We start from the raw sequence: 20,870 nt of genomic DNA, 5'->3' as shown, positions 1-20,870 counted from the left end.
GGGGTGAAAGGTGTGCAGGAGCCGTACCAATTTTTCTCGCTTAATAAAAGGTCGGATTGGGATAAAGGCAGCTATTACAATCTCCATATGGTAGACGGGGGGCTTGGGATTCATCAAACGGAAAAGCATGGCGTGTACAAGGTCATACAGCCCGGGGAGATGAATGGCCCTGAGCATCCCCTTGATTTTGCAGTAGGAAAAGGTGGCAAGCTGTTCGTGCTGGATGAGCAAGCGGTCGTCTGGTCGTATGATGCCGAGAATCAATATACCGAGCAGCTATTTCGTCAAGGGCATGAGTTGTTCACAGGAGGAGCGATGCTGGCATCAAGCGGCGATACCCTATATGTGGCTGATCCCTTTAGCGAACGGCGTATGGCCGCCTACTCCGTGTCCAATAGCCAGCAGGTCTGGTCAGCTAGGGATTGGCAAGGCAGTCCGTTCTATCCTCTGGCCATTGGGACCGATTCGCAAAAGAGAGTGTACACGGTAATTCCGTTAGATATGATTATTGGGGTGAATGGAAAAGAAGAAGTCCCGGAAGGAGGAAGAATCGGAGTTGTGCAGTGGAGCTCATCGGGTGAACCGCTCCATGTGTTCCAGCATGATTCGCTTCGCTTGGAGCAAGTGACACCTGCAGCCGAATTGCTCAAAAGATATTATACAGCCGTTAATACAGCGGGAACGGTATATCTGTTTGATACAAGCCTGAAGCTGGTAACATGCCTTCAGGAGGACGGCAGGCTATCTGCCCAATTCTCCATCGCTCCCAAGGGTGCTTTTGCAGGGCTTTCCATTGATACGAATAATAATATATATATTGGCGACAGCCGATACGTGGGACCTGATGAAGAGGATGAACGCTTTATCCTGAAATTTGGGGAGCACGGCGAGTTTCAAGCTAAGGTATCCGGCTTTCGCGGACGAACCGATAAGCTGCTCTCTGGTTCGCGCGACTGGATGTATGTACTCAGTGGCGAAACGGGCGAAATCACGATTCTGGAGCCGCAGCCAAGGACACTGGAGCTGCCGGAAACACTGCTGCCAGAAGGTATATACCTCTCCTCAGCCCTGGATACAAGATCCACCGAAACTGAGTGGCATCGGGTGCAATTAGAGGCAGCCATACCGGATGAAACACAGGTCCGGCTTTACTATTACACCTCTGACCGTAATGAGCAGTGGCTGGATAATGAATATACGGATTTTAGCGAGTATTTGAATAACGCGGCCATTCCGCTCCGAGATAAACTTAGGGCTACGCGTGACCTGTGGTCGGAGCCTATAACCAATCCACGGGATGCGCTGCTCATGAATGCCAAGGGCCGCTATCTGTGGCTGAAGCTTGAAGTCGTGGGAAGTGAACGCCGCTCGCCAGTACTGAAGAGGCTGCGTGTTTATTTTCCCAAAGAATCACTGATTTCCTACCTGCCTGCCATCTACCGGGAGCAGCAGGATGAAGGCCGGTTTTTGGAACGGTTTCTCGCTTTGTTTGGATCGTATTTTCAGGAAATGGAAGAGAAAATCGACCATATCTCCAAATATTTTGATCCCGATGCTGTACATGGCCAATATTTAACCTGGCTAGGCTCATGGCTTGCCGTGAACGAGGACGAGTCCTGGGGAGAAGACAAGCTGCGCCAACTGATTAGGCAAGCCCCTGATCTGTATAAGCTGCGTGGCACAAGGCAAGGTTTGGTGCGGATGCTGCAGATTTATACGGGAGCGGAAGCCTACATCGTCGAGTATTTTCAAATGAAGCAAATGCAGGAAAAGTCGGAGCTGCGCGAGCTGTTGTCCCGCTTGTACGGGGATAACCCTTATTGCTTTTGCGTTATGCTCCCACAGGATTGCATACAAACCGATAAGCAGCGCTTAATTATTGAATCGATCATTAACGACCAAAAGCCCGCTTTTACTGAATGCAAGCTAACCTTGCTGCAGCCATGGATGTACATGGATATGCACTCGTATATGGGAATTAACACGTATCTTTCTGAGCCTACGCTGCTTACGCTGGATCAGAAATCATCCATGCCTTACAACACGGTGCTGATCGATCTTGACCGTGACAAACGAATGGATATCCATACCCGGTTGGGGCTGGATTCCGAATTGGAATAAGGCTGCCCGATCTTGGCACTCAGCTCAATATGCAGGGCACAATCTTAACAGGGGAAGGCGAGGGGGAATATTTGATGAAAAAAACACGCTACTATCCGTTTGAACGCAATCGCTATTTTTATGGCAAGCTGCTGACCGTCCGTGACTTTGAATCGGAGCAAAAATATTTTAACGACAAACGCCGCTTAATGAACAGGCTGCTGCATGGTGCCGGTGTGATCACGGGGCTGCAGGTTATTGCCGTTGACGATAAGTCGGTTTCGGTGGAGATGGGGGCGGCGATTGATGCATTGGGCAGGGAAATTATTATTCCTTCTCCGGTTACATTAAAGCTGTCCATGATGCAGGGCTTCACTAATAACGAATATGCCAAAAATGTATATGTGTGCCTCGCTTACGATGAGAAAGGCAAGGAGCCTGTCCATTCCGTAGCGAATGCGGCCGTTCGTTCCGACGAAATTAGCGAATACAATCGTGTGATGGAAAGCTACAAGCTATTTATACGTGAGGAAGCGCCAGATCCTGCTGCCTTCCCGATTGAAAGCCTGATGGAGCAGACCAGTGTACTGTACCAGGATGGGCAAATTCGAGTTTTGCAAAAAACACCACGTTATGTCAATCCAGGCGACATATTCGAGATGTCGATCTGTGTAGAAAAAACGCTGCAGGCTGCGAAAATATCGTTCGAGTTCGAGATGGTCACCCAGCAGCTTCTGGTTGAGGGGGCAGAGGCAGACAAGGTATCCTTCAATGAACCGCAGGATCAGCAGGAAACCGAATATGAGGTTAAGGTGAAATTGCGCGCTGATGCCTCGTCAAGGGGCAAGGGGACGATTGGTATCAAGCGGGATAACGCGGTGCTGCGAATCGGCGACAAACAGGTAAGCTTGTCCTCCAACCGTGCCAATGAGATCATGATTATCGATGGGGCTGTGGACAAGCAATGGGTGGATGACTTCGTGAACCGCTCGCTGGAGGCTTCATTGGATTCGCCTTCCGACCCGTGCATCTATCTGGCACGCATAAGCCTGCTGCAAATGGGACCCACATATATGATTGAACGTGTTGACCAGGTTCCGTTTAATGAATATGTATATAACGCATCTGCCCTTCAAAAGCTTACACCAAAAGAGCCCTCTAAATCTTCATTAGGCGGGCCGATCACAGCGAAATCCAAATTGCGAAAAATTTCGAGGGGTCAAGCACCGGAGCTTAAAGTGACGTTCGACCAGCAAAAAAGCGAACTAAGCTTTGATCTGGGATTGCCTGCTATGGCTCCAGGCGGCGATGAAATGCGGACAGGCGTTGTCGAAATCCCGGTGGAAGCACTAAACAAGTTTGCGGCTTCCCCGTTTGGAAGAGGGGGCAAGAGCTATGTGTCCCCTGAGATCGAGCATGGGCTGGGGCTGGGTAACCTGTTTATTTACACAGGCATTGAAGAAGTAAACGGCGATTACATTTCCGATATTCTCAGCAGCAGCGAGCGTTTATATTATGGCTCTGCCGATGTATTCAAAGGAAGCGAATATGAGCCAACCGGTCCTGATGTGAAAGTGGGAACGATTCTGTACCCGCAAAAGGGCACCTTTCGCATTGGCGTGCGTCTTCAGCAGCCAACAGAGGCGACCCAGATCAATATTCGCTGGTGGGCGTTTAAAAAAACCTCCGATGCGGATGAAGCAAGAAATACGATTGACATCGCTTTGCTGGAAACAGCTAGCGGACAGGAAGAGCAGCAGTAACGGGAAAAGCCTAACCCCGTATAACCATCATATGAGTATCGAAGGAGCCCACAGGGGCTTCTTTTTCATTTCAGCAGGCCATGAACCCATTGATAACAAGCCTCCAGCTGTTCATCGCTGATTAAATCAGATCGATGCTCGAACATAATTCGGGTATCCGGGTTTTCTTCCTTGAGAATTCGCAAATAGTCTTCAATCGGAGCCCACCCTTCATTAGGGTCTAAGTGAGGCAAGGCGGGATATTTATAATGCTCGATCTGCTCATTGATTTTTAAAGTAGATAAGTGAAGGATTTCGGCGTATTTTGCGTATTTTCGGATAACCAACCGTGCATTGAAATGCGGGTCGGTTCGTTCCTGTAAATAAAGCCGGCCGGTATCGAGGCAGCATTTGATGGTAGGGTAACGGATAAATAGGGACTCCAAAAAATCAGATTCATAGACATAGGCATTCAACGCATCGAATTCTAGCACGGGTATAAAACCATACTTTTCAGCTTTAAGCGCCAGCCATTCAAATAACTGCTCGCTTTTCTCCTTGAGCGCCTCAAACGAATATTGGCTTTCATACACAAATTCACGGCTATCGGCAAAACGCCAATTTTTCCAATCGGCACGATCATCCAAGATGACAGGCTTAGGGTAATGAAACAAAATATACTCCGGTTGAACACGGACTAAATAGTCCAGCTCCTGCTCGATATGGTCAAAAGCCTGCTGCCGGGTATCCTCGTCATGGGCTAAAAATAAAGCATCCCTAAATGGCGAGACGCCGGCACGCAGAGGAAAATGGACACCGATACGAAAGCCGTCCTGCTTGGAGAGGTTGACCAAATTCTCGATATCTTGTTCATCCTCGAATAAACAGGCTTCTATTCCCCAAAAGCTGGCTCTAAAATCCCTGTGGTATTTTTTGTAATTAAAGCCCCCGTACTGGCCAATCATAAATCGGTTCATGGTTCCCCTCACTTTCCTTGCTATGATATAAAATCAAAAACCCGTGATCAACACGGGTCAGGTTTTGGATTGGCTTAGAGTTGGTTTGGGTGTAGTGCAGTTAATTCGGCAGCTTTGTCGGGATGATTTCCAGCTGGGTAGGTAGATTGCCAGCCGTACGGTGGGTAAAGGTAAGCAGGAAATCATCTTTGTAATAGCTGTTCGTATAACTGCCGGCTGCCGCAGCTTGCCGCAGCTCCAATATCCGGTAGCCTTGGGTATTGGGCTGCTGAGGATCGGCGAACGCTTCAACACTTGGCACAATAAGCGCAAGTGGCTTGCTGCCCCATAGGTTGAAATTGGTAACAGTAGCTTCCTTCGGATTGGCAGGAGAGGAGCCCACGATAAAGGTCATCTGGTAATTCGGATAACTCAGCTGCAGCTCGGTAGTTTCACTCAACCCAGCCGCCCCAGCCGTGGCGCCACCAGTTGCTGGCCCTGCAGCAGTGGTTCCCGGTAGGTTTCCCCCGGCCCCAGCGGTAACACCCTCCGTTCCTCCCGCACCGTCCCCTAATAGGGCTGCAAGCGGATCCGGCAAGCCAAGTAAAGTGACCTCGCCGGGCTTGCCAAGGATGTCCTCAAGCTTTTTGCTGGATAGTCCGATGTAGCCTTGAAGGTTAACGGTGCCCGCCACGAAAAAGGATTTGAGCACCGGTGATCCATCCACATCGAATAAAGTCCCAACGCCATCATAAACACCATTTTTGAAATCGCCTTTATACAGCGTTTTTCCAGTTTCGTCCATCGCTTCTCCAACACCGTGGTACACATTATTGAGGAAGGCTCCCTTATAAGTAACGATGCCTTTATCATTGGTTGCCACGCCTTCTCCATTATAAACACCAGCGGTGAAGGCCCCTTTATATTTCAATAATCCATTTTCGTGGAATTCCGAGCCTTCTCCAGAGTATTTCCCGTTTTTGAATGCGCCATCGTAGACCAGGATACCTTTACTGTTGAATAGCTTGCCCGCTCCATTATACTCGTTTCCTGCGAACTCGCCTTCATATTGCAGCGCTCCTGCAACATCAAACAGCTTGCCTGCCCCGCTATAGCGGCCTGCGTTAAATGCTCCGTCGTACTGGATGCTGCCATTCGGATAAAACAGCTTGCCCGCTCCGCCGAATTGGCCATTCTGGAATTCACCGATATAACGTACCTTCTGGTCTGCCGCGTAAAGCGTGCCCGGTCCATTGTAGGCATCAGCAACGAATTGGCCTTTATAAAGCAGCTTGCCTTGCTCGTCATGCAAGGTGCCAGCCCCATTTTTCTGGCCTTTGTCGAACTCGCCATCATAAAGCAGCAGGCCTTGGTTGCCGTACAGCTTGCCTTTTCCCGCATACAGCCCATCTACAAGCTCACCTTCGTACCGAGCGCTCTTCTTGTCATCTACAACCTTGGCTTTGCCGGAAAAGGCTGCGGTTTTTGGTGTGTTCTCGACTAGTACAGTAGAGCGGTTGAAAAATTTGTTAACAAAAACAGGCGGGCGAATAAATATAAAATAGGCAAGCACTAGGATGATCAACAGCAGGATAAGCAATAGCCGTTTAGAAACGTAATAGTAGCCAACAGGTACATAGTTGGTAAGGGACGATTCCTTGGTTCCAAGGATGACCTTCATCCCGCCTTGAAGCTTTTTGGCAATAATCAGGGGTAGCGTTTTTAGACGGACAAGTGGTTTCAAAACATGGGTAATTAAGGGGGTGATTACGGGTCTAAAAACTAGCTCAAGGGTTTTAACAATTGGGTTCAAACTTTTCTCACTCCCGCCGCAGGATCACCTGCATGCAAATATAAAAGCTATAGCAGCAAATAGGACTAACTGTCCCTCACGCTTAAGGAACTAATATCGTGGTTTGTCCGGGGTTTACAACTTGTATGACGCCACCCCAGTTGCACATGCATTTAGAGCTATTGTTGAGTGCAGGCATATTGGCAACCATTACGGTTGGAGCGCCTGGGGCCCAAGGAGCGGCAGTGACGGGAATGCAAGGCATAGGGGTCAATACTCCCAAAGCGGCGGCAGTTGCAGCGGCTACCATAGGGTTAGCAGGAGAGTTGCACATCCCGAAGGGCATGATATTAAGCATTGGTTTGTTATCCATAATATTGGCAATGGGCATGGAGGTCATGACCAGATTGGCCGGGAGCACGTTCAAGGTACCGGGAGCAGCGCCGAAGCTACACTGAAGCATGGCTCCTCCGCAGACGAGTATACCCATCGAATCTACCACCTTAGTCCATAAGAGTATGATAAGTTTATAGTTTCCTAACAAATAGTCTACCAGAATCTATCTGGTATTTAAAGAGATAGAATGGCCTTACACCTACATATAGTGTCATATTTCACCCTTTTTTGCCCTTGTATCCGAAAGGAAGACACAGGTACAATTATGAGGGGGGCATAAGACCCTATTTTTCGATAAAACTTGAGTTTATTACACAATCAATCTTAATTGGAACAGCGAATTTACCGATAAATAGGATGCGGGAACTGTATAGTTGATGTACTATTAAAATATGATTATTTAACGTCGAAGGGATTTGAGTTAATGTCCGTAAAGCGTATCGGACTAGGTCTGGCGCTGTTGCTTTTTTTGAATCAATGGCTGGTTTACGCCGTATTTGCCGCTGAAGGAGACCAAGTCAAGAATTTGCCTTTAAAAGAGGCTATACAATTAGGGATGAAGAACAGTCCAGATCTAAGGGAAGCTAAGGCGGAATTAGCCAAAAAAAATGCGGAATTAATCCAAGCGCAATTTGCCGTAAAAAATGAAGATGCCAAGGATGCCAGCCTTTTCGCAAAACCACGGAATTTAAGCCAGGATTTGCAAATTCGCTTGAAAATACCGGAAGCCCGCAAACAGCAATTTATAGCTACAGAAGCGCTGCGGAGCAAGACAATATCTGTGCAATTTGATATGGAAAAGCTGTATTGGAGCGCGGTGCAGGGACAGCTTGCCGAGAATGCCGCACGCAAAAAGCTTGACCAAGTTAAGGGGCAGCTGGACAGTGTGAGAACGAAGCAAAGGTTTGGGTTAGCCGACCAGGCAGCCCGCGACCAGGCCGAAAAGGCATTAGAGCAAGCGGCATCGGCTTTAAAGCTGGTACAGCTGTCGTTCAAGTCAGGTTTACTGGCATTGGGAGAGAAGCTGGGACTTGATTTGCAAGGAGGCGCACAGCTTTCTTACGTGCAAGATTATGCCGATTTGAACCAGTCCATGCTGGAGAAATTTACTGCCGCCGCCCAGCGGACGAACCTCACCTTGCTTCAAGACCGCGAGGACCGCAGGATTGCTGATATGAAGGTGGATACGTCGCGCAAGCTGTATGCTTCCAAGTTTGGTGAGGCACGGATGCGCGTTATCGAAAGCATGTACAAGCCACAGGATGTCGATTACGACCTGTTCATGGCAGGTTATGATGCGACGCTAGAAGGAATTAAAACCGATTGGGAAGGATTTATGTGGCTCGCTATTTTTCCAATTCCCAAGGTGCTGCTACAGGGCGAATATGATGGCTTGCGTTATTTCGACGATATTCGGCAGTCCTTGCCCATATCGATGATGGACCAGAATAAAGCCGCTTTGAAGGAAAAAGGCAGCTTGAAAAACGTCGTGCTGGCATTGCGCCAGTCTTATCTGGACGCTAAGGGTGCGGAGGAGTCCTATGCACAAACGCTGCGCGACCGTGATAAAGCAGTTGAGGCTATCGGGACAGCTGCCCAAAAAGCGAAGCTCGGCTTTATGAAGCCGGAGGAGCTGCAGCTGGTAGTGGATGCAAAGGACGAAGCGGAGCTAACGGCGCTAAACGGTTGGATCAGCTACAAGCAGGCACTGGGCAAGCTGAATGTAGACACAGGCGGAGCTGTCGAACAGACCTATAAGGAGGGTGTCCTGCCTTACCGAGAGATCGATGACGGTCTTGCCAAGATCGAGCCGGCTGCACCAGAGGCGAAGGGCTCTAGTGGAACCTGGAATGTAACACCAGCCATAGGTTCGCTTGTCAGTGAATTTTCCATAAAAGCGGATAAAAAGCTGGAAGCCTCCGATTATGCGCTATTTACGGCAGGCGGCAAGCAGATTGGTAAAAAATCGCCTCTTAAAAAGCCGTTGCGTGATCTAAACGTATTGTTCAATGAGCCTGAGAGCTTAAGGGTAATTGTGTACCAAAATGAAGAGGTTGTTGCCGAGAGCACGCCAACAGGCTATGGCTCCTCGGGAATATTGAAATTTGATCCACCAGGTGAATTCGCGGCAAGCCCGGCTGTTAAAGAAGCCGTCGCTGCACCCAAGAATGGTGAGGCTGCCGGAGATGGCGGCGCAACACTCATTATTGGAACCTTCAAAGTGCCGCTAGATGCACTTACACCTGAGCTATTTAATGCGGCAAAGGGAACGATGGCCGATTCTGGGCAAGGGGTGCTCGTGAAGTCAGAGCTAACTGGGGGCGCATGGCTTTCAGCAGAACAAGCGTTGGATTTGAAAGCGATGGAGAACCCGGCAGCAACTGCTGTCATTTCGCCCGAGAAGATAGCCGAGCTAAAGCTGACCGTTGAAGTAAGCCCGGCAGGGCAGCTAGCACCACTGCTATCTGCAGCGGAGATCGGCATTGAGATCGAAGCTTTAAAGAAGGAGCAGGAGCAGCTTAAGCTGGATAAAGAAGCGGCACTTGCGGCGAAGAAGGTAACCGAGACGCTGCAGCTTTCCGTTAAGCTGAAGGAATCCGAGGCCAAGAGCGCGTTGCTGGAGGCATTACTCAGCGGCAATCAAGCCGCGGCGCTTAAGCAAGTAGCATTGCTGAATAACCCCGAGGCGCTGGCCAAGGTGCTGGAAGCAGAGCTTGTCGCTGCCGGAGGCACCGCAGGAGCGGGAGGCACCGCAGGGGCGGGAGGCACCGCCGGAGCGGGAGGCACCGCCGGAGCGGGAGGCACCGCCGGAGCGGGGACTGCTGCCGCGACGCCAGCCGCGCTGGAGCAGCGCAAGGAAGAGCTAGCGCTGCAGTTGAAGCAGGCGCTAGCTTCGGGCGATGCAGTCGCCGCGGCTTCGCAGCTCACTGCCATGCTGGACACAGCCGGCAAGCTGGCTGTGCTTGAAAGTGGCAGCGCGGCTACGATAGCCGCACTGCAGGACGCACAGGTCAAGCTGCAAGAGGTGCTGCAAACCGCACAAGCGCAGCAAGACACAGCCAAAGCCGAGCAAGTGCAAGGCTCGTTAGCTTCGCTTAACGAGATGGCCGTTACCGTCCAGAAGGAAGCTTTATTCGCCAAGCTGGATGCGCTTAGCGAGGTTTCAGGGCAGCTGCTGCAGGATGAGCAGGGGAATGTGTCGGTAGAAGCTCAATTACCGCCAGCCTTACAGGATCTGATTGCCCAAGAAAAGAAGCTCGTACTGGAGCAGATCAAGCTAAAGGAATTAGAAAAGTATTCATCCGAGCAATTGCAGGAATTGGCCTCGGCAACGTCAGAGATTATGCAAGCCTTAGGTGAAGCAGCGCAGATTTTTCCGGCTGAAAACGTCCTTTCACCGGACTTAATGATTACTTTTCCAGCCCCTCCTTTACTAATGAATGGAAAAGCCTTTCTTCCTGTAAGACCCATATCGGAAGCTTTCGGAGCAACGGTTCTGTGGGATGGCGAACAGCAGTCGGCCACGATTAGTTTAGAGGATTCCACAGTGGTGAGCAGTATACACAACGATATTGCTTATGTGGACGGAGCACCAATGTCATTGGATACACCGCCGCTATTAATCGCTGGGAGGACGTATGTGCCATTGCGTTTTATAGCAGAGATGATCGGGATCCAGGTGGATTGGGATGATAGTACCCAAACGATTCGAATTTCTACCGAATAAAGCAAACAAAGGCTTGCGAAATCGAGGTGATGTCAAACAATGAAAAAATATATGGTAGCTCTGCTGATTGTAGTATTGCTCGCGGCTGTAAGTTATGTGATTTACCGAAATCTCGATGTGATTACGAACTCGCCCCTCCAGCAAAAAACGCAGCTGACTAGTATTTCTAAGGCAATCACGGACAAACACAATAATACTTACATTATTCATAACTCCAAGAAAAATATTGTGAAGCTGGACCCGCAAGGCGCAGTCGTGTATACAATCAAGATTAGTGATTCCCGCCGCACCGATATTCATAACTTTAATGGATTGGCAGTGGACGAAGCAGGCAGCTTGTATACGACTAGGATGACATTGGATCCTTACGGGCTTGTGGTGAAATCGGAGCGAATTGTCCGTTTTACGCCGGATGGTAAGGAGGACGATAGCTTTTTTCCTTTGGAATATCCAAGTAATGAAACCAAACGCTTCCGTTATGGCAGCCTGAAATCGCTAGCCGTTCAAAATAACGTGCTTACCTTTTTCGTGGAAGCCAGCAATAAGGTTACCTTATACAGGATGCCTGTAGGAGCTGCAGCCCCTGTAGCTGCGGGGACTTGGCAATTACCTGAAGGCAAGTATGTTGCTAGTGTCGTTGGAAATGGTGCAAGCCTTGTTTATGTATCAACCCGTAGTGGGGAAATATACCGAATGCAAGCCGCAGGAGAGGCTGAACTGGTGTACCCTTTGGTTGGGATTGATCGGACAAGAAAGAATTTTCCCGAGCATCTGAGTTTGGATGCGAGTGGCCGACTGGTTTATGTCGATTTTGCAGCGAAGGTGGTCAGCAGGCTAGACCCCGCCCAGCCGTACATTATTGAAATGCTATTGACCGAAGACATGGCCAAGCAACAAGGAATCGAGTTATCCTTCGGGGATATGACATCGATGAATGTTGAAGCAGACAATACCTTGATAACGACACATGAGACGCAAATTATTCGTCTAGCTCCCGATGGCAGGCTTCAGCCGCCTCTTGTAGAGGGCTCATATTCTTCGGGATGGATCCTGAAGAAATGGCTAGTGTGGGTCGTTGCCTTGGCGGGGCTGTTGCTTCTGATTTATGCTGTTCGCTTATTTTACATCCATGTTATGGATCGCCGCGTTTCGTTGATGCTTAAGCAAATGATCGTGTTGATTCCAATTATTGTCGGTTCCATGGTCGTGGTTTCATATTTTATTTACACGGACTTCTCAGAAAAAATGGAGGAGGAGTCACGTGGTGAGCTTTCCTTACTGGCGCGAAATGGGCGTAATCTAATTGATGGCGATAAGCTGGAAAAGATGACTTCCCCGCTTGATTACAAGACAGGGGATTATAAAGTATTTCGTAAAAATATGGATTCCATTTATGATGAGAATGCAGAGAAGGATGACGGCGGCTTCTATAAAGCCTTATATAAATACGAGAATGGTGTTCTTTACCGGATGATTGAGGATGCGGATGATGTAAATATGTTTATCCCTTTCCCCAAGACGGAGAAGAACACGAAGGTTGTAGAGCTAGGCACCGTTGAGACCGACCAGTGGCAGGATGATACGGGCTATTGGATGTACGCAATTGGACCTATATTTAACAGTTCAGGCAAAGTGGTCGGCATTTTTGAAACGAGTAAAAATATGGAAGGTGTGCTACAGCATCGCCAAAAAATATTGCGAAATGTCGTACAAAACATTGCTATTATCACATTGATCCTGTTAGCTATTGTACTATTAACGTCCTATTATCTGCTCTCATCGATTCGCAAGCTGCGGAATTCGGCGCTAGCTATTTCCAATGGAAATTGGGAGACTGTGGTTGATATCCGGTCGCGGGATGAAGTATCCGATCTAGGAGATAGCTTCAATATCATGGCTGCACATATTCGCAGCTATATCGCCAAGGTAACCCGAGTAAGCGAAGCGTATTATCGATTTGTACCCCAACAGTTTTTGCACTTTTTGGATAAGGATAGCATCTTGGATGTAGAGCTAGGCGACCAGGTTGAGCAGGAAATGGGTATTTTGATCGTCAATATCCGATCCTTCTACCTGTTATCCAAGCGATTGACACCAGAGGAAAATTTTAACTTCGTTAACTCCTTTTTAAAACGCTTTGGTCCGTATATTCGTAACAACAATGGTATGATAAATAAATATTTGGGTGCTGGGTTTATGGCCTTGTTCCCTAATAAAGCCGAAGAAGCGCTCCAAGGCAGCATTGGGATGATCAAAGAGCTGGAGGTCTACAATATGCATCGGGCGAACAGCGGCTACAACCCTATTGATATGGGCATCGGGCTGCATAAGGGACCGCTTCGTTTGGGGATTATCGGGGAAGAGCAGCGCTTGGAGGGGAATGTCATCTCGGATGATGTATTCTTAGCCAGTATGCTGGAACGAATGACCGAACCGTTAGGCGCGAGCATTCTGGTTACGAGCTTTATCATCGAAGCGCTTGAGAACCGTGGCAGCTTCCAATACCGCAACCTGGGCATGGTAAGAATTGAAGGCAAGGATGAGCCGCTTCAGCTTTATGATGTGTACCAAGGAGAGCCCGATACCCGCAAAGCATTGAAGGAAAAAACAAAAGCAAAGTTTGAGCAAGCGATATTGCTTTATCAAGTTGGTCGATTTTATGACGCAAGGGAAGCCTTCCTTCACGTAATTAAGGCGAATAGACAGGATAAAGCGGCCAAGCTATATTTCTACTTATGTGATGAGTATTTCCAGCATGGCACAACTAAAGATTGGAATGGCACATTATCTGTTTCATAGCTTATATGCGAATGGGGAGAATCGATTGTGAGTAAAGTCATATTCCAAGTGAAATCCATGCAAAACGAGTTAGAAGCAAGACGGGTCAGCGATTTTTTTCTATCCGAGTACGCCTTTGACGACCAGAATCATACACCAGGGGAAATTGTCCATTTCAGCCAGTGGCCATTTGAAAGCTTGAAAATTCCTAATCATCGGCACTGGTATGTGGAGAACGAGCGGGGAGATATTGTCGGGGTTATCAGTACACGGGAAAATGAGCATCGAACCGGTGGCTACTTATGGGATTACATGGTCGTGCATAAAAATTACCGGAGAATGGGCATTGCCACACAGCTGTATGAGACGATGGTCGAATTCGCCAAGCAGCAGGATGGCCGGTATATTTTGACATATACTTGTGACCTTCCCCAATATGATTCGATCCAACGTATGTTCAAGGGTCTGGGATTTGAGCTCATTGGCAAGTACCCCGATTATTATTACAATGGTGAGGCACGGCTGGCGTACTGGAGAAGTTTATAGGTAGTACATCGTTAGCCCTCAAGTAGCCCTCAGGTAGCCCTTAGGGCTATTTGAGTTTATGTTGAATTTATGGTATAATTATCAGTAACTGCAATTGTAACAGTATCTAATAAATGAACGAAAACAACTTCAATGTGAGGGGGAAACTGGATGGTTCTAATTAAAAAAGCGGTATCACTGCTCGGTTATTTGATTCTGGCCATGGCTCTAATGGTTTCCCCTCCGACAAGCTCCTACGAAGAATTTTCAGCAAGCGAATCCATTCCCGAAACATCTGCTGCTAAGCAGGGCACTAAAACCAAACTCGCCACCCGCAAGCAATCGACACTGCTTTACAAGCTCGTTATATTTTCCAAATATTTACCGATTTTATTTGTTGTTCTCCAAATGGTTTTAAAACAACTTCCTTACCCTCGTATCACCTTTAAACCCTACATCTTTATATTGCTTAAACGATTATTTATGACCCCTATCAAGTTCACCTCCAACTTTTTGGCAATCAATACCCCCATCGCTGTTTAATCAACTTCTATCCTTATTTATTTCTTTAAAAACATCATTAAAGAACGTACGTTCGAAATCCGACCGTTTATTTATTATGGCTTAAATTGAAAAAGCGAGGCTTTATGGAGAAATAGTAACGTGTAGCCATTCTTGATAAATAGGCTGTTCCTAATAAATTTTTCGAAGAATACAAAAATTGGATCGGTCTGTCCAAAATATGTAAATATATAACTTAATTATATGATAATAGGAGGTAATTTACGAATGCATGTTCGAGAATCCGATTTGCCGGGGATTGGAAAGAAATTCGAAATTAATACCCGTGGAGGCGATAAGCTGGTCGTTATTATTCATGATGATGGGCGCCGCGAAATGTACCATTTTGAATACGATGATCCCGACCAAACGATCTCCACGATCACATTGGATGACGATGAGGCGAGACAGATTGCTGCGATCGTAGGGGGAATGACCTACACGCCCAAGGCTTTGGAGACCGTAGAAATGGCGTTTGATGAACTAATTATTGAATGGTATAAGATCGATTCCCATTATAAAAGTATAGGCAAAACGATCGGTGGGCTGGATCTGCGCCAAAAGTCGGGAGCTATGGTCATTGCTGTTATTGAAAAGAATCATACCAAGCATGTAAGCCCCGGACCTGAACTTGTTATTACAAATGAAGCTACGTTAGTGGTTGTTGGAGAAAGACAACAGCAAAAGCTGATCAAACAAATTTTATTGAATGGAAGTGGTTAATAGATGGATCATATGATTCTTGAAGTTGGCCTTGCCATCGCTCTAATAGCAGGAGCCGGGCTGTTGTCATCCCGGCTGCGGTTTTCTGTCATTCCCTTCTATATTTTGATCGGGATGGCTGTAGGGCCCCATGCCCTAGAGCTATGGCATTTTGATTTTCGGTTTATTCAAAGTGCACCACTAATTGAATTCATGGGCCGGATCGGTGTGTTGTTCCTGCTTTTTTATCTAGGACTGGAATTTTCAGTCGGCCGCCTGATCAAGTCTGGCAAGTCCATTGTTAAAGGCGGCTCGATTTATATTGGTATTAATTTTACGCTAGGCCTTATGCTGGGCTGGATTGCCGGTTTTCCTTGGGCAGAGGTGCTCGTGATCGCCGGGATTACGACGATTTCCTCAAGTGCAATTGTCGCCAAAGTATTGGTCGATTTAAAACGTACAGCTAATCCGGAGACGGAGATGGTACTGGGCATTACGATGTTTGAGGACGTGTTCCTGGCAGTCTATATCTCCATTCTGTCAGGCCTTGTCCTGAGCAACTCATCAAGCTTTGGCGGGGTCATGCTGACAGCTGTTATTGCCCTTGGCTTTATGCTCCTTGTGCTTTACCTTGGACGCAAAGCGATTCCGCTGCTAAACCGTGTGTTGAATATTAGGTCCAATGAGCTGTTTGGCCTCGTGATCTTCGCTATGCTGTTTCTGGTAGCCGGCTTTTCCGAGACGATCCATGTGGCGGAAGCAATCGGAGCGCTGCTGATCGGGCTGGTGCTGGCAGAAACCGACCATGCGAAGCGGATTGAGCATTTGATTATGCCCTTCCGGGATTTCTTCGGGGCTATCTTCTTCTTCAGCTTTGGACTCACCATTGACCCCATGGCATTGGGCGGCGCGATATGGCTTTCGCTTGTAGCTGTACTGATTACGCTGGTAGGCAATTTTGCAGCAGGGATGCTGGCTGGAGCCAATGCCGGTCTATCCGTGAAGGCTTCGATCAATATCGGCTTTACGATTATGGGCCGCGGGGAATTTTCAATCATTATGGCTAATCTCGCCAAAGCGGGCGGATTGATGCCCGTGCTGCAATCCTTTGCTGCGCTTTATGTACTCATCATGGCGATTCTCGGACCGCTGCTGTCGAAGGAGAGTAAGCATATTTATAAATTTTTGGATAAGTTTTTCAAATTTAAGGATACCGCCAAAAACAAAAAAATAAAAGCGGCGACTCAGGACTAAAGCCGCTACGATTAAAGCTCTGAAACGCTTGCTCGGAACTAACAGGAGTGTTGGATTCCAAAGTGAAAAGGAGGAATATCAAATGTTGCGTGCTGCAATCAACCATGTACAGTTTGCTGCTAGGGGTAGAGCAGCGATGTCCCGCCGATGGGGTATTCATGTCCTGTTTGTGATATTGGGAGGTATTCTTGCCTCAGTGGGGCTGGAGCTATTCCTGGTCCCCAACCAGATTGTTGTTGGAGGCATGACGGGAATAACTGCGCTTTTGTCCCATGTCACTGAGATGAGGATAGGTTTGCTTTTGTTCGTTTTTAATGTTCCGTTTATTTTTCTGGCATACCGTCATATCCGTATGGAATTTACATTAATGACTTTGCTCGGGCTATTCATATTTTCATTAAGTGCCATCATCTTGCATCCGGTCCCGGCTTTAATAGAAAATAGTTTGTCGGCAGCGTTATGTGGTGGTGTCTGCTTGGGGCTAGGCATTGGCTTGGTGGTCCGTTTTGGTGGCACGTTGGATACGCTGGAAATGAATGAAAGGTATTTGTCTACATCCAGGGGGCTAGGGTCCCCGGAAAACCTGATCATGATCATGAACTGCATGATCTTGACGGCTGCCGGATTTATTTTCGGCTGGAAGCAGGCTATGTATTCCATTATTGCTTATCTGTTGGCATTCGAAATGATCCATGTCTCCATCCGTGGGCTGTTCCCATACCGCACTTTGTGCATTGTGAGCGCCTGCGGCGAAGAAATTGAACGGGAAGTGCAGCGCCGTTTCGGCAAGATCGATGAACCGTTGGAGCTGGAGGTTAGCAACAACAGCGGCCCGCCCGAGATGGGAACCAAGCGGCTGTTGGAGCAGACCTTTGGTACGCCTCAATTTCTCATTTACACGGTGCACTTTCTTGATGTTTGGAGAATCAAAGGGCTGATCAGAAATATCGATCCACAGGCCAGCATAGCTGTGGGGGTGGGTAGGCCGAGCCAGCAGAGCCATTCCGAAAAGCGCAATCCCCAAAAGATAGGCTGAGAGGCAGTCCTTATAGCAGGGTGCCAATCGGACACAGAAGCCCTTTTTCAGAATAAAAGACGAAAGAGCACTCATTCTGGCAACAGGATGGGTGCTCTTGTTTGTTGTTGTTTTATGACGTAAACTCCCGATTTTTGGATGGATTATGTTATAATAGACCTAGATAATAGGTTCGGATTTCAATAGTAGACCTCACAGTTAGAATACATAGGATTGGACTTGATAGTGTGGTAGGTACTTTATTTCGATTACTTGGGCTGCGTGCGGAGGATTCACGTAAGCTATGGGTCATGATGCCTGTGTTTTACTTCGCGGGGATTGCCGAATTATTAAGCTATACGGCATTTATGGCACTATTCAATCAACGGTTTGGTGTGCAATTTCTTCCTTTTGTTTATATATGTGAAGCTATCATCATCCCGTTAGAATCATGGTTTTTGGCAAAGCTCGCCGAAAAGCTGCCAAAGGCCAGGCTGATGAGAACGCTCTATCTGATCATGACCGGTATTTTGCTTATCAACGGCCTGCTGTTGCTGATTTTCAAGGTAGTAGGTATTGATTTCATCTGGTATTATCCGATCTTGTTTATTTCCTCGAACTTTGTCGTTCGCCAGCTGACGCTGCTGCTATGGAGCACGGCCTTCGACCTCTGCCCGACGCAGCAAGCCAAACGTTTAATGCCGATTTTTGTGGGCGGCGCTACGCTTGGGGGGGTCACCGCTGGTTTTATTGCCCAGCAGGTCGGGCATTCATGGGGTACCGAAGTGGTTTATATATTGGCTCCGCTGTTCTTAATTGCAGGGTTATTCAATTTCCGCAAAGCGATTGCCAAATATTTGGTTCCATTAACATTGAAGGAAGATAAGCAGCTAGGCAAGGTAGATTTGGGTGCTGATGCTGCAGATCTGGTTCCGAAGGGAACCTACTACAGGCAACTGGTAAAAAGTCCGTTCCTGCTGTGTGCGGTAGGCTTAATGACCTTGATGCCGGCTTTATATTTTTTGATGGAATATCAATACTTCACAACTACCGAAGCGGTCTTTCCTATTGAACGTGATTTGACCACTTACTATGGAATGATCATCACGATCCAGTTCTCTGCTTCCTTGCTGTTACAGACCTTCTCAGGGAGGCTGATGAATTGGCTCGGTGCCAGCAATATGCTGTTGGCGATCTCGATCGTATTTTTGGCTGGGTTTGGCCTCTCGGCTCTATTTTTGGACACGGGGTCTGCGCTTGCTGTTGTTTCCGCGACCTATGCTTTATTTTATATTCTGCTTTATTATACCGCAGAGCCCTGCTACCAGCTTTTTTTCAAAATGCTGCCGATGAACCAAAGAGATGGCATCCGTTATGTTGCCCAGGGCATCGCCGCCTCTGGTGGTATTGTATTGGGTGCGGGCTTGGCATTGCTGCATTCCAATGGCTATATGAGCTTAGCTGGCGTTGCTATTATCGGTGTGGTGTTCGCAGCACTGCTGATTATTATAGCTTGGTTCGGGCGCAGTCTGTACATTAAAGAATTAATTAAAAGCGTGCAATCCTTCCAAGCGGATCTTTCGGAGGTTGCCGTAGCTTTTCTTGGGGGCATGCGGAGCACAAAGGTGCTGCAAGGTGTGATGGAGCATCTGAATAATCCGAATGACCATGTACGCGAGGTTGCCTTGGAGCTAGTCGGCAAAACCGATGATGTCTCCTTCTTGCCAAGATTGCTGGAGCTGCTGCACGATGACAATCCACGTATCCGGATTGGTGCGCTTCGTGCGATGAGCTTGCAGGGATCTACGATCCAGGAGCTAGTGCAAGTGGCAGCGCTCTTGGAGGATGAAGAGGTAGACGTACGCGTCGAATGCGTGAGGCTAATCGCCAAAGCGGAGCATCTGGAAAGCCAAGCCCATTATTTTATCCGCCTCAAGCTGCTAGATACCCAGCCCCAGGTCGTTGCCGAAGGCATCAAGGCGCTCTATGCATTGGGTCGGGAGGAAAGCTTCTCGGCTTGCGACGAGGCGATTATCAAGATGCTGGATAATGGAGGGGAGTGGGCGGTTTACGGCTGTCGGACCGTAGCCGATTTGGGGCTGTCGACCTATACAGACTGGATTATGTCGCTGTTGGAAGACCAGAAGCCCGCTGTTAGGGTCGCTGCCGTCAAGTCATTGGGTCGCTTGCAGTATGACGATGCGATAGGCTACTTGCTGCCAATGTACCCGATGGCCGACGAAGAGCTGCGCAAAGCGATTATCCAAGCATTGATCGATATGGGGGACAAGGGGATCGCTGCATTGCTGGAAGGCTTACAGCATCCACATCCGCTAATCTGGGATGCCTGTGTTGCAGCATTGGCGCATTTACTGCCCGAGGCAAGAATCCGTGAAACCTTGGTCGATTCTTGCATTCAGCGGCTGCAAAGCTCTAATCGCGAAAAGTCACTTTCCTTTGCCATAGCGGAGCTGGGCAATGCTGGGCTCGCTGATTTGGCGGAGCAGCGTCACAATGAAATCCGTAACGCTTTATGTGAAGCGGCTTGGGTGGTATTGGCAGAATTAACGGACGAACGGGTGGTTCAGGTTGTGCGTGAAAGCGTTCAGGATGAGGACGAGGAGCTTCGTGAGAATGGTTTGGAAGTGCTAGCTGAAGGGCTAGGCGACCGCCGGCTGGCTTATGCTTTGCTGGATATGTTGAAGAGTAACGATGAGCAAGCCGTCGCCATGGAAATTGTCGACCCTATAGCTATTATTGAGGAAGCCCGGCTGTGGTCGGATGACTGGCTGCGTGATATTGCAGCACATGCGTTAAGTCAGGAGGAGCAAGAAGACATGCCCAATGACCAAAAGCAGTTAACGATGCTGGATAAAGTACTTTTTCTCAAGCAGGTTTCACTTTTCTCTAATATATCGGTTGATGAACTGGGCCTGATTGCAGGTATTACCCGTGAAGAAGTTCATCCAGACCAGACGTTCTTGTTACGGCAGGGCGAAACGAATGCCAACGTATATTTGATCGTTGAAGGTAATGTGGAGCTAAGCATAGTATCCCAGAGTGGCGGGGAAGGAACGCTTAATGTGCTTGGGGCCAAGCAGGTTTTTGGCGAAACGACTGCTTTGGATCAGGCGGAGTCGTCTATATCTGCACAAGCGATATTTGATGACGTAAGGTTGCTGATGATTAAGGGAGAAAACCTGGCAAGGCTGATCCGCCTATATCCAGAAATCGGGATTGGCTTGCTGCATGCTTCTAGCGCGCGTGTGCGCTTGCTGGAATCGATGCTGATGAAAATGTCATAACCTAAAGGAAGGCAGGG

The 20,870-nt window shown here is 48.2% G+C and carries 13 protein-coding genes; 10 read left to right on the top strand and 3 right to left on the bottom strand.

All coding sequences use genetic code 11. The features are described 5' to 3' along the window. Positions 1-12 precede the first annotated feature (12 nt). Both G9U52_RS41425 and G9U52_RS21465 read left to right on the top strand, forming a co-directional pair. Positions 13-2,121: a phage tail protein gene (locus tag G9U52_RS41425; protein ID WP_166152706.1), complete on the top strand. Its 2,109-nt coding sequence runs from the start codon at positions 13-15 to the stop codon at positions 2,119-2,121. A gap of 74 nt (positions 2,122-2,195) precedes the next feature. After that, entirely contained in the window at positions 2,196-3,863 is a 1,668-nt protein-coding gene (locus G9U52_RS21465; RefSeq protein ID WP_166152705.1) for a hypothetical protein, read from the top strand. 65 nt (positions 3,864-3,928) lie between these two features. Here the strand turns inward: G9U52_RS21465 and G9U52_RS21460 are convergent, their stop codons facing one another. From G9U52_RS21460 to G9U52_RS21450, 3 genes are all read right to left on the bottom strand, one after another. Then, the gene (locus G9U52_RS21460) at positions 3,929-4,819 is read right to left on the bottom strand and encodes a sugar phosphate isomerase/epimerase family protein (RefSeq protein WP_166152704.1); all 891 of its coding nucleotides are present in this window, start codon (positions 4,817-4,819) and stop codon (positions 3,929-3,931) included. A gap of 100 nt (positions 4,820-4,919) precedes the next feature. Continuing rightward, positions 4,920-6,611: an MORN repeat-containing protein gene (locus G9U52_RS21455; RefSeq protein WP_166152703.1), complete on the bottom strand. Its 1,692-nt coding sequence runs from the start codon at positions 6,609-6,611 to the stop codon at positions 4,920-4,922. Between the two features lie 82 nt (positions 6,612-6,693). Then, the gene (locus G9U52_RS21450; RefSeq protein WP_166152702.1) at positions 6,694-7,080 is read right to left on the bottom strand and encodes a DUF4280 domain-containing protein; all 387 of its coding nucleotides are present in this window, start codon (positions 7,078-7,080) and stop codon (positions 6,694-6,696) included. 330 nt (positions 7,081-7,410) lie between these two features. Between G9U52_RS21450 and G9U52_RS21445 the strand changes: the two genes are divergently transcribed. The 8 genes from G9U52_RS21445 to G9U52_RS41420 all read left to right on the top strand — a co-directional run bounded on the left by G9U52_RS21445 (position 7,411) and on the right by G9U52_RS41420 (position 20,853). Continuing rightward, positions 7,411-10,713 (top strand): stalk domain-containing protein, encoded by a 3,303-nt coding sequence (locus G9U52_RS21445; RefSeq protein ID WP_166152701.1) that lies wholly within the window; start codon positions 7,411-7,413, stop codon positions 10,711-10,713. Between the two features lie 39 nt (positions 10,714-10,752). Further along, positions 10,753-13,512 (top strand): adenylate/guanylate cyclase domain-containing protein, encoded by a 2,760-nt coding sequence (locus tag G9U52_RS21440; protein ID WP_166152700.1) that lies wholly within the window; start codon positions 10,753-10,755, stop codon positions 13,510-13,512. Positions 13,513-13,539: 27 nt separating this feature from the next. Next, entirely contained in the window at positions 13,540-14,037 is a 498-nt protein-coding gene (locus G9U52_RS21435; protein WP_166152699.1) for a GNAT family N-acetyltransferase, read from the top strand. A gap of 150 nt (positions 14,038-14,187) precedes the next feature. Then, positions 14,188-14,559 (top strand): hypothetical protein, encoded by a 372-nt coding sequence (locus G9U52_RS21430; protein WP_166152698.1) that lies wholly within the window; start codon positions 14,188-14,190, stop codon positions 14,557-14,559. Between the two features lie 246 nt (positions 14,560-14,805). Further along, on the top strand, positions 14,806-15,300 hold the full coding sequence (locus G9U52_RS21425; protein WP_166152697.1) for a cation:proton antiporter regulatory subunit: 495 nt from the start codon (positions 14,806-14,808) through the stop codon (positions 15,298-15,300). A 3-nt stretch (positions 15,301-15,303) separates the two neighbouring features. After that, complete coding sequence (locus G9U52_RS21420) at positions 15,304-16,533, top strand: cation:proton antiporter (RefSeq protein ID WP_166152696.1); 1,230 nt, start codon at positions 15,304-15,306, stop codon at positions 16,531-16,533. A gap of 82 nt (positions 16,534-16,615) precedes the next feature. Continuing rightward, positions 16,616-17,569: a YitT family protein gene (locus G9U52_RS21415; RefSeq protein ID WP_166152695.1), complete on the top strand. Its 954-nt coding sequence runs from the start codon at positions 16,616-16,618 to the stop codon at positions 17,567-17,569. Positions 17,570-17,796: 227 nt separating this feature from the next. Further along, positions 17,797-20,853, top strand: coding sequence for a HEAT repeat domain-containing protein (locus tag G9U52_RS41420; RefSeq protein ID WP_166152694.1), 3,057 nt, complete (start codon positions 17,797-17,799; stop codon positions 20,851-20,853). Positions 20,854-20,870 lie beyond the last annotated feature (17 nt).

The sequence above is a fragment of the Paenibacillus agricola genome, assembly GCF_011440305.1.
Lineage (GTDB): Bacteria > Bacillota > Bacilli > Paenibacillales > NBRC-103111 > Paenibacillus_S > Paenibacillus_S agricola.
Note: the sequence above shows the minus strand (reverse complement) of the source record. Positions and strands in the feature narration are given on the sequence as shown.